Genomic DNA, 15,295 nt, shown 5'->3' with positions numbered 1-15,295 from the left:
TTTGTATAACACCTGCCTCTTTTAAAAAGACAGGTTTTACTAAAATGGAATTGGTGTTCCAACTAATCCAAGCACAATAGGAAGAGTGATCAAGCTTAATAAAGTACTGAGCAAGGTCGCACTTGATACCAGTTCTGGGTGACTATCAAATTGTACTGACATTAATGTGGTATTGGCGGCACTTGGCATTGCAGCTAGGACAATTAAAACTTGTTTATAAACAGGCTCAATTGGCATAAAGTAAACCATACAAAATGCCACAATTGGTGAAATCACCATACGTGCAAGCAAGGCAAATGAGATTTTAGGATAATCAAGCTGAGTAAGTTTTATTTTTGCCAGTTGCATGCCCAAAATAATCATGATCACTACAATTGATGCGTCACCGATCATTCCGATTGAAGTCATAATCGATTTAGATAAAGGGATGTGACACAATTGGAAAATAATACCTAAAAAAGCACCATACGCTACAGGCATGCGAATAACTTTATTAATAACGTCTTTTTGATTTACAATATCATTATGAGCGCTACCTTTAGCCGCATAGTAAATGCCGACAGTGCTCATTACAAACTGTTGTAATACCATCATTATTACGCCAAGATCAAAGCCGACTGCTCCAAAAAAGATTAATAGTACAGGAGTACCATAGTTACCATTGTTCATAAAACAGGAACTCAAAATCATTGCACAGCGCTCTTTAACTGAATACTTCATGAGTATCGACCAAATTGAGACGATAATGACTAATGAAAAGCATAAACCAAAGACATAACCAATATAAAATAGATAATCTGTGGTTAAAGTATGAGTATAAAACGTTTTAAATGCCAAAAAGGGCGATAGCACATAAAGTGACATTTTCGATAAGTTGGCGACATCAAATTTTAAGGCTTTTTGTGCGATAAAACCTACAATAAAGATACAAAAAATAGGAAATAAGATAATAAAAAATTGCATAAGTTATATCTTTTGGTTAATTAAATTAATTCATTGAATCAAGAGTTATAATGATTGATTCTCGAAGTTTTTGACATGTTTCATCATCAAGCGCTTGATTGTTTTTATCAGTTAGAATAAACAGATCTTCAATATGTTCGCCGATAGTTGCTATTTTAGCGCTACGTAATGATAAATCTAAATTAGCAAATATTTCGCCCACACAAGCCAGCAATCCCGGTCTATCAAGTGCTATGAGCTTCATATAGGTTTGGCTGTCATTAAAGGCTGAAAGAAAGTTAACCTGAGTCGGCACTGAAAACGATCGCAATCGTTGTTTCGGTGGTTTTATGGTGACAGGTTTGTATACAGGTTGTTGTAGTGCTTTATCAAGTGCATTTACTAGACCTTGGTTTCTATCTTCTTGTACAGTCTGTCCATTAGGCTCTAATACGATAAATGTATCGAGTGCAAATCCTTTTTTATTCGTAATGATAAGTGCATCATGAATAGTTAAATTATGCATACTTAGCGTATTACACACAGTTGCAAATAGATAAGGTCTATCTGGCGAATAAATAAAAAGCTCACTACCACCATGAGATGGATTTGGATTTATGGCTACTAATGTTTTGCCCAAGTCATGTTGCAATAAAATTTTTGCATGCCATACAATTTGTTCGGTTGTATAACGGACAAAGTAGTCAATGCGATAGTTTTGCCAAAGCTCTTTAATAATTTGTTCATCATAATTTTGTTTAACTAAAATGGTTAATGCCTCTTGCTTATTTTTACGTGCAACACTTCGCTGTTCGGGTATTTGGTGTATACCAGAGTCAAAGGAACTTGCTGCACTAAGATAGAGTTCGCGCATTAAACTTTGTTTCCAATTATTCCAAAGCGTTTCGTTTGTAGCACAAACATCAGCTACTGTTAGGCATAACAAATACTGTAAGCGACGCTTACTTTTGACCAATTGAACAAATTCTCCAATTACCGCAGGATCTTGTAAATCTCTGCTTTGGGCGGTAACAGACATCAGTAGGTGATAACGTACTAACCAGCAAATTAAATCAGTATCTTTGGTTTCGAGTTCGTGTAGTTGACAAAATTTTTCAACTAAATGAGCGCCAATTTCCGAGTGATCGCCATGCCTACCTTTGCCAATATCATGAAATAGACCAGCAATTACCAATAATTCGAGTTTAGGTAATTTAGCAAATACTTTTGCACTATTAGGATGTTTTTGTTTGCCACTTTCGGTTTTAAGACTATCAAGTTCAAGCAGTAAGCGGATGGTATGTTCATCAACAGTGTAAGCATGGAACAGATCAAATTGCATCATACCAGATATATGCTTCCAACCCGGTATATAGACAGAAAGTATACCGTATTTATGCATTGGTAAAATGGCTTTATTAATTGCATCTGGGTGCTTGATAATCGACATAAAAAACGCTCTTGCTTTTGCATCTTCACAAAGTAAAGTGGTTAGTGTGCGCCGAGCGGAACGTAACTGTCTAATTGTATTAGAATACAGTCCTATAACTTGAGGATTCAACAAAATAGTGTGAAAAAGCTGCATAATCATGACGGGATCTTTTTTGAAAATGTCATTATCTTTTACATCAATTAGGTTGTCTCGAACTTGAAAATATTTATCAATATCGTAAGGTTTGTTGTGTGGATTATGTTCAAGTATAGATTCATAAAACAGTTGTAATAACATTTGATTAAGTTCAGTAATATTGTGAGCAACACGATAATAATCATGCATCATCTTCTCAACAGGAGCATTACCTTCGCCTTGATAACCTAACATGTTAGCAATGCTTAACTGACGATCGAATAACAAACGATTATCATAACGAGTTATGACACAATGAAGCGCAAAACGTATTCTCCATAAAAATTTACGACAAGTTTTAAAGTCTTCAATATCTTCAGGGGTTAAATAGTTGAAATCAGCTATTTTTTGTAGAAATTCGCCACCAAAGTGACGAATCGCTATCCATTGAATAATTTGCATATCTCGCAATCCACCCGGACTATTTTTCAAATCAGGCTCTAGGTTATAAGAGGTGCTGTGATATTGCTTATGACGTTCATGTTGTTCTTGTATTTTTGCCTTATAAAAAGCACGAGACGGCCAGATTTTATCGCTAAAAATTTGCTTGTGTAGTTCATCTAATAGTAATTGATTGCCAGAAATAAGCCTTGATTCAATCAAATTAGTCATTATTGTGATATCATTTTTTGCTTCTTGTAGGCAGATTCTTAATGTTCTAACACTGTGCCCTATATCTAAATGCAAATCCCATAACAAGCGGACTAAATCACTGATCTGTTTTTCTATCTCTTTAGTTAACGGATAATCACTTAAAATTAAAATATCAATATCTGACAGTGGGTGTAATTCCGCTCGACCATAACCACCAACAGCAATCAAAGCGATACGATTACGTTTAAAGAAGGAAGAAACATGTTTAGGTATTTGATAAAAACGCCATAAGCGCTCAAGTAAACGGTCAATAAATTGACTGCGTAAATGCACTAAGGTATCAATGTCAGCTTGTTGTTCAAACTGAACCATGGACCACTGTTGAAACTCCTCAATCTGTTGTTTTAGATATGTAATATTTATCTGTTCATCACTGAAATCAAGAGGAGAGACAGGGTAACACAAATGGGTTTTAGTCATAGCTATATTATCAAATTAAGACAATTCAATAACTATATCGTTACCCGATTTTAAATGACTGTCAAGCTACGGTTATAAGAAAGCAAATTGTTAGTGATTGATATTAATTATACAAAAGGAACAATAATTTGTTCCCTTTGTAAAAAAGTTTCAGGTAAGTATGTGTTTGAGTATAAAATTATAAAGTAAAATCGCTTAAATCATCTTCATTAATTTCAGAATCAATTTGTCCAACTAAATATGAGCTCATTTCGGCTTCTTGTGGTGCTACTTGCACATTATCAGAAACAAGCCAGTTATTAATCCATGGAATTGGATTGGATTTAGCTTCAAAGGGTAATTTTAGTCCGACTGCTTGCATACGAATGTTCGTTATATACTCGACATATTGGCATAATATATCTTTATTTAAACCAATCATTGAGCCACCTTCAAACAGGTACTCTGCCCATTGTTTTTCTTGATTAGCGGCTTGTAAAAATAATTTATAACAATCTTGTTCACATTCTTTGGCAATTTCAGCCATTTCGGGATCGTCTTCACCACTGCGTAGTGTGTTGATCATAAACTGAGTGCCAGTTAAATGTAGCGCTTCGTCGCGGGCAATAAGCTTAATGATTTTGGCATTCCCTTCCATTAGTTCTCGTTCAGCAAAAGCAAATGAGCAGGCAAAACTAACATAGAAGCGAATAGCCTCAAGTGCATTGACACTCATTAAACATAAGTAAAGTTTCTTTTTAAGTTCACGTAAATTAATGCAAACAGTGCGATTATTGATGTTATGTTCACCCTCACCAAATAAATTATAGTAACTTGCATAGCTAATAAGATCATCATAATAACCTGCAATGTCCCCAGCACGTTTTTGAATTTCTTTATTTGTGACAATATCATCAAAAACCACAGATGGATCGTTAACGATATTACGAATGATATGAGTATATGAACGAGAATGAATGGTTTCAGAAAACGACCAAGTTTCTACCCATGTTTCCAATTCAGGTATTGAAATAAGTGGCAGTAAAGCAACATTAGGGCTACGGCCTTGGATAGAATCAAGCAGAGTTTGATATTTTAAGTTGCTGATAAAAATATGTTTTTCATGCTCTGGTAACGCAGCATAATCAATACGGTCTTGTGAAATATCGACTTCTTCTGGGCGCCAAAAGAAAGAAAGTTGTTTTTCAATTAGCTTTTCAAACATCTCATATTTTTGTTGATCATAACGCGCAACATTCACTGATTGTCCAAGGAACATTGGTTCTTTAAGCTGGTCGTTATGCACTTGCGAAAAGGTACTGTAATTCATACTCATAAAAGAACTCCTACTCATTTACTGTTGCTTTTACCGCTTCCTTTTGACAGTGTAAAAGGCAAGTTGAATGGGGAAATTACTAGTTTTCCCCGATAAAAAATTGAATTTTAGCGTGTAGCTATTTAGTTTTAATCAAGGTTAAATTTTGCAAGCGCCACCTTCACAGCCATCATCCGAATGGGTTGTTGGAACAATATCACCTTGAATATCTTCAGCGCCATCGCGTGTATTATGATAATAGAGTGTTTTTACGCCAAATTTATAAGCAGTCAATAAGTCTGATAATAGCTGTTTCATGGGTACTTTATTATTTGGGAACTTAGCCGGATCATAATTAGTATTAGCAGAAATTGATTGATCAATAAATTTCTGCATGATGCCTACTAATTGTAAATAACCAGTGTTATTTGGAATTTGCCAAAGTAATTCGTAAAAATTTTTCAGATGGTTATACTCAGGAACCACTTGTTTTAAAATACCATCTTTTGATGCTTTTACACTAATAAAACCACGTGGTGGTTCAATACCATTTGTTGCATTGGAAATTTGTGACGAAGTTTCTGATGGCATTAATGCCGATAATGTCGAATTACGAAGTCCATAGGTTTTAATTGATGCTCGTAGTGATTCCCAGTCATAGTGTAATGGCTCTTTAGTAATGGTATCTAAATCTTTTTTATAAGTATCAATAGGTAAAATACCTTGCGAATATGTGGTTTGACTAAATAATGGGCAGGATCCCTTTTCTTTAGCTAGATTATTCGATGCTTTTAGCAAATAGTATTGCATTGCTTCAAAGGTACGGTGAGTTAAATTGTTGGCGCTGCCATCGGAATATTTAACCCCATGTTTTGCTAAATAATAGGCATAGTTAATAACACCAATACCTAATGTACGACGATTTAATGAAGAATGACGAGCTGCAGGTACAGGATAATTTTGGTAATCAAGTAGTGAATCAAGAGCGCGTACCGCTAAATCGGCTAACTCTTCAAAGTCATCTAGAGATTCTATTTTACCTAAATTAAAGGCTGATAATGTGCAAAGGGCAATTTCGCCATGTTCATCATTAACGTTATTAAGAGGTTTTGTTGGCAGTGCAATTTCCATACATAAATTAGATTGATGAACAGGTGCTAATTGTGCATTAAATGGGCTGTGAGTATTACAGTGATCGACATTTTGGATATAAATACGCCCAGTTGATGCGCGCTCTTGCATTAATAATGCAAAGAGTTCAACGGCTTTAACTTCGCGTTTGCGAATATTTGGATATTGTTCATATTGTTTATAAAGCGTTTCAAATTTATCTTGATCGGCAAAGAAAGCATCATAAAGACCAGGAACGTCCGATGGGCTAAATAAGGTAATATTTTCGTTTTTGATTAAACGTTGATACATTAATTTATTGATTTGTACGCCATAGTCTAAATGGCGGACACGATTTTCTTCAACGCCACGGTTGTTACGTAATACTAATAAACTTTCAACTTCTAAATGCCAAAGAGGATAGAAAACAGTTGCTGCTCCTCCTCGCACACCACCTTGCGAACAAGATTTAACCGCTGTTTGGAAATATTTATAAAATGGAATGCAGCCTGTATGAAAAGCTTCACCACCACGAATTGAGCTTCCTAACGCACGAATTCGCCCTGCATTAACTCCAATTCCTGCCCGTTGTGATACATATTTAACAATAGCGCTTGCTGTGGCGTTAATAGAATCTAAACTATCATCACATTCAATTAATACGCAAGAACTGAACTGTCGAGTAGGAGTACGAACCCCCGCCATAATTGGCGTTGGTAGCGAAATTTTAAAGGTTGAAACGACATCATAAAAGCGTTTGATATAACTAAGACGTGTATCTTTAGGATAATTAGCGAAAAGGCAAGCTGCAACTAGAATATATAAAAACTGCGCGCTTTCATAAATCTCGCCAGTGACACGATTTTGTACTAGATATTTTCCTTCAAGTTGTTTAACTGCGGCATACGAAAAAGACATATCTCGCCAGTGATCGATAATCTTATCCATTTGTTCAAATTCTTCTTGCGTATAATCTTCAAGCAAGTGTTTATCATAAAGCTCGTTATCGACCAATTTTTTAACATGTTCATAAAGTGAAGGTGGGGTAAATTGATTAAAGGCTTTTTTACGTAAATGAAAGATTGCTAAGCGTGCGGCTAAATATTGATAGTCTGGCGCTTCTTGTGAGATCAGATCGGCTGCAGCACGAATAATTGTCTCATGAATATCCGATGTACGAATACCATCATAAAATTGAATATGTGAACGTAATTCAACCTGAGAAACAGAAACATTTTCTAATCCTTCAGCAGCCCATGTAATAACACGGTGGATTTTATCAAGGTTTATTGGTTCTTTCTTTCCATCTCGTTTGGTAACGAGTATTGATTTATTCATTCTTTCATTCCAATGTTAAAGTATATTTTTAATTATGATAATTGATGTTTATCAAAATATACAATATATAGTACCTATTAATTGAATTTGTCACTATATGTAGTATTATTAATCAATGGTTAAAATTTATTAATTAAAATAAAACGTTATTGATTTTAATAGTTAAAATTTATTTTTCATAAAAAATGATAAGAATAACTTATGCAAGTTAACGTCGTGCTATCGATATCATTTAACTGATTATCGACAAAGTAAAAATTTGCATGAGTTAAAATGTACTTTTTGTACAAGAATTTGATTGCTATTTTTAGATAAATAGTACTTTATTATTTAATATTTTATACTCAAACACATACTTTCCTGAAAGTTTTTAACATTATTTTAAGATTTGAAAGTAGGGTACACAAATTAGTACATAGAAATACTACTCTCTATTTTACAAGTATTTTTGTTATCTTCTTTTATTTTTAGTTGAAGATTATTGATTTAGTATTTCATTAGATCAAATTCTTTCAAAATATTTTTATAAAAATAATCATAGCCTCTATTTTTTAGACTTATAACGTTGAATAGAGCTTGAGAGGTTTTGTTCTTCTATCCATGCTAATTTTTCAGTATAATTTTTTTCAGCACCACGAGTTGTTGGGCGATAATATTTTGTATTAGCCATTTCTGGCGGGAAGTAATTTTCACCTGCTGCGAAAGCGTTGGGTTCATCGTGGGCGTAACGATACTCAGCGCCATAACCTAAGTTTTTCATTAAGTTTGTTGGGGCGTTGCGTAAATGCTCAGGAACATCGTAATCAGGTTTTGATTTGGCATCAGTCATTGCTTGTTTAAATGCAAGGTAAACAGCATTACTTTTTGGTGCACAAGCAATATAGATGATTGCTTGTGCAATTGCACGTTCACCTTCAGCAGGACCAACTCTTGTAAAGCAGTCCCATGCGGCAAGCGCGACTTGCATAGCTCTAGGATCGGCATTACCAACATCTTCCGAAGCAATGGCTAATAATCGACGTGCAACATAAAGCGGATCCCCCCCAGCAGAGATAATTCTGGCATACCAATAAAGAGCGGCATCAGGTGCGGAACCACGTATTGATTTATGTACCGCGGAAATTAAATCGTAAAAACGATCGCCTTGATTATCGAATCTCGCACTACGTTCTCCCATAACTTCTTTGAGTAAATCAGGTGTAAGTTCATGCCCATCTGACATGTCAATTAATAGTTCAAGAGTATTGAGTGCTCGCCTCGCATCGCCACCAACGAATTCTGCAATTTGTTTTTTTATTTCTTCAGGTAGATTGATGTTTTTATTACCATAACCACGCTTAGGATCATCCATTGCCTGCTGTAAAATTTGTTCAATGTCATGGTTGGTTAATGATTTGAGTAAATAGACTCTTGCACGAGATAATAACGCAGAATTTAATTCAAATGATGGGTTTTCAGTTGTTGCTCCAATAAACGTAACAGTACCGTTTTCGACATAAGGCAAAAACGCATCTTGTTGACTTTTATTAAAACGATGAACTTCGTCAACAAATAATATAGTGCGGATCCCTACTTGCTGATTAATTTTAGCACGTTCAATTGCTTCACGAATATCTTTTATGCCAGATGTAACGGCAGAAACTCGTTCAACTTTAGCATTAGCATGATGAGCAATAATTTCAGCTAAAGTTGTTTTGCCAGTGCCAGGCGGCCCCCAAAGGATCATTGAGTGTAAATTTCCAGCTTCAATTGCTTTTGGTAGCGGTTTATCTTTCCCCAATAGATGAGATTGACCTATATATTCAGCTAGATTACGTGGGCGCATTCTAGCTGCTAATGGTTTAAATTCATCAGTAGTAAATTCAAAAGACATACTCGGCATGGCAGGTATTTATCCGCATTTGTAAAATAAAACCTATTATATACTTGTTATTTTGTAAGTGAAAAAAGAAAATATCTTTCCCCACTAGAATAAAAACGGTAATATTTCAATCTTATATAGTAATCAAAATATATTTAACATATTTTTATAGAAGAAATACATAAGGATTGGCTATGAAAAAGTTTTTACTTTTAATTGGAGCATTAGTTAGTTTATCTGCATGGGCTGGCGATAAAGAAGTATTACAACAACGTTTAGATAAAATTGACGGGTTTTATGCAAGGTTTTCGCAAGATGTGAAAACGGCCGATAATCAACAAGTACAAGAAGGTAAAGGCGATTTATGGGTTAGTAGACCTTACTATTTTAATTGGACGATGAATGAACCTGATGAAACATCGATTATTTCTGATGGAAAGAATATGTGGGTATATACACCAGCAGTTCAACAAGTTAGTGTAATGGACTTGAAAAAAGCGATTGATAACCGATTAATGTTACTAATTACTGACAGTCAGAACCCAATTTGGAATGTTTATAATGTCACTCGTAAACAAGATTCGTTTACCCTAAAACCAACAGATGGGTCTAATCAAGACTTTATTATTTCGGTATTACCTACAGGTATGATTTCTAACTTTACTATTATAGAAGAAGATGGCCAACGTAGTTTTTATGACTTGTTTCGACAAACACTAGGTAAAGTCGCATTAGATAAATTTAAATTTACTCCGCCAGCAGGTGTAACTGTTGATGACCAGCGTTAATTGATTATCTTCCGCTCAAATTTAATATATAATAAGTTACTTTTTGTTCAGTTTTCATCAAGAGTTATATTAAAAATTAAATTTGAGCAATCATAACAAGATAAGAGAAAATTATTCAATCACTCCATTTTTAAAAATAGATAAATCTCTAAATTGATTAATTTCATTACATGTTTGTTTACCATTAACAAGTTGTATAATTAGATCAATAAATTGTTCTAATAATTTGTCCATTTTGACCCCATTTACTAATTGCCCAGCATCAAAATCAATCCAGTTCTTCTTTTTTTGAGCCAGAGCTGAATTGGTTGAAATTTTTACGGTTGGTACTACACCACCATAAGGAGTTCCTCTTCCTGTGGAAAATAGCACCATATGACAGCCTGCTGCGGCTAATGCTCCTGTTGCAACAGCATCATTACCAGGAGAAGATAATAAATTTAACCCAGTTTTTTGAAGTCTTTCACCATATTCTAAAACATCAATAACTGCACTATTTCCCGCTTTTTGTGTGCAACCTAAAGATTTGTCTTCTAGTGTAGTAATACCGCCTACTTTATTGCCTGGGGAGGGATTTTCGTAAATAGGTTGATTATATGACATAAAATAATGTTTGAAGTTGTTAACCATATTTACGGTTTTTTCAAATGTTTGTTTATTAATACAGTGAGACATTAAAATCGTTTCTGCACCGAACATCTCGGGAACTTCAGTTAGTACACTTGTGCCGCCATGTATAATTATATAATCAGAAAATTTGCCTAATAATGGGTTAGCAGTAATGCCAGATAATCCATCAGAGCCACCACATTCAAGGCCAAATTTAAGTTCACTTAGTTTACCTTGTTGACGTTGATCAGATTTCATTATTTGATATAGTTCGTGCAAATAGTTGACACCTTCTGTAATTTCATCTTCAATGTCTTGAGCGATCATGAAACGCACTCGTTCATTATCATACTCTCCAAGGCTTTCTTTAAATGCCTTAACTTGATTATTTTCACAACCTAAACCAATAACTAAAACACCACCTGCATTAGGATGTTTGACCATATCTTGTAATATGGTTTTAGTGGTTTGATGATCGAGACCTAATTGTGAACAACCATATGGGTGTGAAAGTAGATGAACACCATCAAAATTAGATGATTTTTGTAAGGGATCTTGAGAAATATCAGCTAAAAACTGTTTACGAATCTGTTCAGCAATACCATTAACACAGCTCACAGTAGGAATGATCCAAAGTTCATTACGAATACCAACATCTTTATTTTTTCTTCGATAAAGATTGACTTCTTTATCGCTAATTTGTGTTGAGATTTCCTTTATAGATGGTTGATATTGATACTCATTAAGCTTACCAAGATTCGTTTTTACGTTATGAGTATGTACATGTTCGCCTATTTTAATCGCCTGTGTTGCATGGCCAATAGGGAAACCGTACTTTACAATATTTTCACCTTGTTCAATTGGTTTAATTGCTATTTTATGACCTGAAGGAATATCCTGTAACACAATGATTTGGTGTTGAGTTACCAATGGTTCGCTAATGATTATATCGCCTTGATGTAATGGCTCTAATGCAATAATGACGTTATCATTATCGTTTATTTTAATTGTTTTTTTCATAAACTCATTCCTATAATGCACAATTCCGCTATTTTTATAGCGGAATTAATTGGAAAACTGTTATTATGTTAACTGATTTTTATTACTGATTTTAGTCGAGCACTAGGATCATCTTGCATTTCTTTGAATGCCTTTTCAGCATCAGTTAATTGGTATACATCAGTAATGATTTTTTTAACATCACATTTTCCTGAGCTGACTAGATTGATTAATTCGATAAAGTCTTTTTTGAGAGCATTACGAGAACCAAAAATATCTAACTCTTTTGTTTGAATTTGAGTAAAGGCAAAATCTAATTTTTGCTTACTAACACCAACTAAACCAATGCGACCTTGGTAAGCTGCGGCATCAATGCAATTTTGGAAAGTTTGTGGTAACCCAGCACATTCAATGCAAACATCAAAACCATCACCTTGAGTGAAGTTTTTTACTTTTTCTTCAAAATTTTCTTTATCTGTTCGAATAACACCTTTTGCACCTAATGATAAAGCTTTATCTAATCGTGATTGCATGACGTCACTTACATAAACCTCAGCCCCTTTTAATATAGCAGCCATAACAGCAAATAAACCGATAGGTCCGGCACCAACAATTAATACTCTATCTCCTTCTTTTACAGATGTGCGTTGAACTGAATGATAGCTAATGCAAAATGGCTCAATCATTGAAAGTGTTAATGCATCTAATCCTTTACCATCATAAATACGTTCAATTGGCATACTGTAATATTCTCTAAAAATACCATCACGCTGTGCGCCAAGTGTTTGATTCCGTGTGCAGCAATTGATAAACCCACGTCGGCAAGAGTAACATATACCACAATTAAAGTAAGGATTTGCTGTAACAATCATCCCTTTTTCGATTCCATGCTCATTATCATCTACTTCAACAACTTCGGCCGAAAATTCATGACCAGGAATGCGAGGATAACTAGCATAAAGAAAAGTACCTTTGTACGTCCCCATGTCTGAACCACAAATCCCACCATATAATACTCTTAAGATTGCTTCTCCCTTTTGTAAAGTGGGTTTTTCCATTTCTTTGATTTCAACTTTTCCAGGTTCTGGAATAACAATATATTTCATTTTAGGCATTAATTTGACTCCTAAGGTTTAATGGTTTGGAATATAATCTTTAATATCATGGGATAAAATATTTTCCAGATATTCCGTTACTAAATCGTTTAATCCAGCAATATGATTTAAATCTATTCCCCAATGCTCTGTCATTTTTAAGATGTTTGTTACTAATGTTTTTACATCATTTTGGTAAAGAGGGTACCATTGATTAAATTTTGCTAATAAATGTTCATCATCAGTTAATGGAATAGTTTGGCCTTGATACTCTCCACGATAAAAGGCAATAAGAGCAGCTAAAGCAAAGGAAATATATTTTGGCGGTTGGTTAAATTGTTTGCTATAGGTTAATAATTGTGGTAACAAACGAGTTTTGAATTTCGTTAATGAATTTAATGAAATAGACATTAATTCATGTTTAATGAATGGATTTTTAAAACGTTTTAATACTTCATCAGTAAATTGTTTTAACTGATCCTGATCCAAAGATAGAGTCGGGATCACTTCTTGAATTAGGAGATTTTTAACAAATGTTTCAATTTGCGGATTATCCATACATTGACCTACAGTACGCAGTCCAGCAAGATAAGCGACGGGAACCATAGCTGTATGAGCACCATTTAAGATGCCAACTTTTCTTTCTTTGTAAGGTTTGATATCATCAACAACTAAAATGTTTAAGTCTGCTTGGTTAAGGTTTAATTTTTGTTTTAACCAATTTGGTCCTTGGATAACAAATAAATAAAAGTATTCTGCTGTATCTAAAAATTGGTCTTGGTAGCCCAGTTGTTGTTCAATTTGTGTGGTCTCATCTTTTGGGTAACCTGTTACAATACGATCTACTAATGTTGAGCAAAATGTATTACTTTCGTTTATCCACGTAATAAAACTATCACCAAGTTGCCACAAATTTGCATATTCTAGTACCAACTCTTTTAGCCTTTCGCCATTATAATCAATTAGTTCACATGGAATAATAATTAAACCTTTATCCCTTTTTCCGGTAAAAAATTCGAATCGATGATATAAAAAACACGTTAATTTCGCAGGGAAAGTTGTTGGTGGTGTATCGCTAGCTTTATCCTTATCGCTAAAGGCTATTCCTGCTTCAGTTGTATTTGAAAAAATAAACTCTAAATCAGGATTTTCAGCGCATTTTAAATATAATTGATAATCTTGATATATCAAGATTTCACGATTAACTGAGTAGATAATTCTGGGGGTAGCAATTGTGTTACCTTGTTCATTAAGACCTCGGACAATAGTTGTATAAAGTCCATCTTGTTCATTAATGGATGGTTGATGGGTATCAATAGGTCTTATGATTGTTACACCACTATTGAAGTCTGTTTTTTGGTTTAGATTATCAATAATCCAATCAATAAACGCTCTTAAAAAATTACCTTCACCAAATTGGATAATCTTTTCAGGATAATTTGGACCAGGAAAATTAGATCTATTTAGTTGTTTATTCATATAATAGTTCTCTTTATTAAGTTATTAGCTAGTAAGTAAAGAGAACTATAAAAGAAGATAAAAAGTAGTATTTATTTTTTTAGTTGTTTCGTGTTGAATATAAAAATTTTTTGTTTTTTATCTGTTTTTTATAGGTAATGTTCCACCAATTGATTCTTGCATTGATGTTTTAGCTGTATTTAAATGTCGGCACAACGCTGAGATGGCAGCCTGTTCATTTTTTTGTAAAATTGCTGTTAATACTGCAATATGCTCCGATACAGCAATACTATTACGTTCTTTTAAATTACTGTTATCCCACTGATAATGAAAATGAAATATAACAGAAATTAAATCAAAAGACTGCATGAAAAAAGGATTATCATTACAAGATAAAATTAACTGATGAAAATCACGATCGAGTGTTGAAAAAAGTGTATATTCATCTTGAATGTTTTTTTGAAAATTCTTATGGCGTTGTAATAACTCTCGTGCTTTTATCCAGTTGATATGATTATCAGGTTGGATCATAAATGCTTTAAGAGCAAATATTTCTAAAACACTCCTAAATTCATAAAGATTTTCTACATAATCTTTACCAAATGTAACTAGTTCCCACTCTCCCTTTTTTATGTTATTAATAAGCCCATAATGTAAAAAACGTAATAAAAATTCACGAACAACAATGGGATTTACATTTGTGTCTTTAGCTAGTTGAATTTCATTAAAATTATCGCCTGGTAATAATTTCTTGTTATTTATTAAATGGTAAAAATAGGTTTCGAATTTTTTATCTTGAACCGATCTTTTTTCAAAAATACAAACTATCTTATCCTCATTTGTTGGTTCTCGTAATAAATGGTATTCATTGTTATTCAATAGTAGGATTTCTTTTTTGCACAAATGCTCAAGTACTGCCCGGATAGTTGTTCTACTAACATTAAATGCATCAGCAAGAATTGAAATAGAAGGTAATGGAAATGATAATATTTTGTTATTAATGCAATCAATAAATTGATTAATGGTATTTTGCCTTAATGTTTGACTTCTGCCCATATTATTTTTCTCGATAATGTTATTATAATAATAAGAGTTTAAGAA

10 protein-coding genes are annotated in these 15,295 nt (G+C 33.7%); 1 reads left to right on the top strand and 9 read right to left on the bottom strand.

Annotated elements, in window-relative coordinates:
* Positions 1-39: 39 nt before the first annotated feature.
* From ACGH49_RS00985 to ACGH49_RS00965, 5 genes are all read right to left on the bottom strand, one after another.
* Complete coding sequence (locus ACGH49_RS00985; protein WP_411587905.1) at positions 40-963, bottom strand: AEC family transporter; 924 nt, start codon at positions 961-963, stop codon at positions 40-42.
* 25 nt (positions 964-988) lie between these two features.
* Positions 989-3,643, bottom strand: coding sequence for a bifunctional uridylyltransferase/uridylyl-removing protein GlnD (gene glnD, locus ACGH49_RS00980; RefSeq protein WP_411587903.1), 2,655 nt, complete (start codon positions 3,641-3,643; stop codon positions 989-991).
* Positions 3,644-3,821: 178 nt separating this feature from the next.
* Positions 3,822-4,952: a class Ia ribonucleoside-diphosphate reductase subunit beta gene (gene nrdB / locus ACGH49_RS00975; RefSeq protein WP_065589665.1), complete on the bottom strand. Its 1,131-nt coding sequence runs from the start codon at positions 4,950-4,952 to the stop codon at positions 3,822-3,824.
* A gap of 144 nt (positions 4,953-5,096) precedes the next feature.
* Entirely contained in the window at positions 5,097-7,385 is a 2,289-nt protein-coding gene (gene nrdA / locus ACGH49_RS00970) for a class 1a ribonucleoside-diphosphate reductase subunit alpha (protein ID WP_411587902.1), read from the bottom strand.
* A gap of 544 nt (positions 7,386-7,929) precedes the next feature.
* Entirely contained in the window at positions 7,930-9,267 is a 1,338-nt protein-coding gene (locus ACGH49_RS00965; protein WP_411587900.1) for a replication-associated recombination protein A, read from the bottom strand.
* Positions 9,268-9,440: 173 nt separating this feature from the next.
* Here ACGH49_RS00965 and lolA point away from each other — a divergent pair, with 173 nt between their 5' ends.
* On the top strand, positions 9,441-10,034 hold the full coding sequence (gene lolA, locus ACGH49_RS00960; RefSeq protein WP_411587898.1) for an outer membrane lipoprotein chaperone LolA: 594 nt from the start codon (positions 9,441-9,443) through the stop codon (positions 10,032-10,034).
* A gap of 111 nt (positions 10,035-10,145) precedes the next feature.
* On the opposite strand, the gene ACGH49_RS00955 is transcribed toward lolA, so the two are convergent.
* The 4 genes from ACGH49_RS00955 to ACGH49_RS00940 all read right to left on the bottom strand — a co-directional run bounded on the left by ACGH49_RS00955 (position 10,146) and on the right by ACGH49_RS00940 (position 15,250).
* Positions 10,146-11,663, bottom strand: coding sequence for a UxaA family hydrolase (locus ACGH49_RS00955; RefSeq protein WP_411587897.1), 1,518 nt, complete (start codon positions 11,661-11,663; stop codon positions 10,146-10,148).
* 68 nt (positions 11,664-11,731) lie between these two features.
* Positions 11,732-12,748, bottom strand: coding sequence for a zinc-binding alcohol dehydrogenase family protein (locus tag ACGH49_RS00950; protein WP_411587964.1), 1,017 nt, complete (start codon positions 12,746-12,748; stop codon positions 11,732-11,734).
* Between the two features lie 27 nt (positions 12,749-12,775).
* A complete protein-coding gene (locus ACGH49_RS00945; protein ID WP_065608745.1) occupies positions 12,776-14,215 on the bottom strand; it encodes a tagaturonate reductase in 1,440 nt (479 codons plus the stop codon).
* A 117-nt stretch (positions 14,216-14,332) separates the two neighbouring features.
* Complete coding sequence (locus ACGH49_RS00940) at positions 14,333-15,250, bottom strand: GntR family transcriptional regulator (RefSeq protein WP_065608744.1); 918 nt, start codon at positions 15,248-15,250, stop codon at positions 14,333-14,335.
* Positions 15,251-15,295: the final 45 nt, after the last annotated feature.

The sequence above is a fragment of the Gilliamella sp. BG7 genome (assembly GCF_046635565.1).
Taxonomy (GTDB): domain Bacteria; phylum Pseudomonadota; class Gammaproteobacteria; order Enterobacterales; family Orbaceae; genus Gilliamella; species Gilliamella apicola_P.
Note: the sequence above shows the minus strand (reverse complement) of the source record. Positions and strands in the feature narration are given on the sequence as shown.

What these genes read in the sequence shown, in the direction of transcription:
- ACGH49_RS00945 (WP_065608745.1), bottom strand. Translation starts at nt 14,215, where the DNA reads ATGAATAAACAACTAAATAGATCTAATTTTCCTGGTCCAAATTATCCT.
- ACGH49_RS00985 (WP_411587905.1), bottom strand. Translation starts at nt 963, where the DNA reads ATGCAATTTTTTATTATCTTATTTCCTATTTTTTGTATCTTTATTGTA.
- ACGH49_RS00940 (WP_065608744.1), bottom strand. Translation starts at nt 15,250, where the DNA reads ATGGGCAGAAGTCAAACATTAAGGCAAAATACCATTAATCAATTTATT.
- glnD (WP_411587903.1), bottom strand. Translation starts at nt 3,643, where the DNA reads ATGACTAAAACCCATTTGTGTTACCCTGTCTCTCCTCTTGATTTCAGT.
- ACGH49_RS00950 (WP_411587964.1), bottom strand. Translation starts at nt 12,748, where the DNA reads ATGAAATATATTGTTATTCCAGAACCTGGAAAAGTTGAAATCAAAGAA.
- ACGH49_RS00965 (WP_411587900.1), bottom strand. Translation starts at nt 9,267, where the DNA reads ATGCCGAGTATGTCTTTTGAATTTACTACTGATGAATTTAAACCATTA.
- lolA (WP_411587898.1), top strand. Translation starts at nt 9,441, where the DNA reads ATGAAAAAGTTTTTACTTTTAATTGGAGCATTAGTTAGTTTATCTGCA.
- nrdB (WP_065589665.1), bottom strand. Translation starts at nt 4,952, where the DNA reads ATGAATTACAGTACCTTTTCGCAAGTGCATAACGACCAGCTTAAAGAA.
- nrdA (WP_411587902.1), bottom strand. Translation starts at nt 7,385, where the DNA reads ATGAATAAATCAATACTCGTTACCAAACGAGATGGAAAGAAAGAACCA.
- ACGH49_RS00955 (WP_411587897.1), bottom strand. Translation starts at nt 11,663, where the DNA reads ATGAAAAAAACAATTAAAATAAACGATAATGATAACGTCATTATTGCA.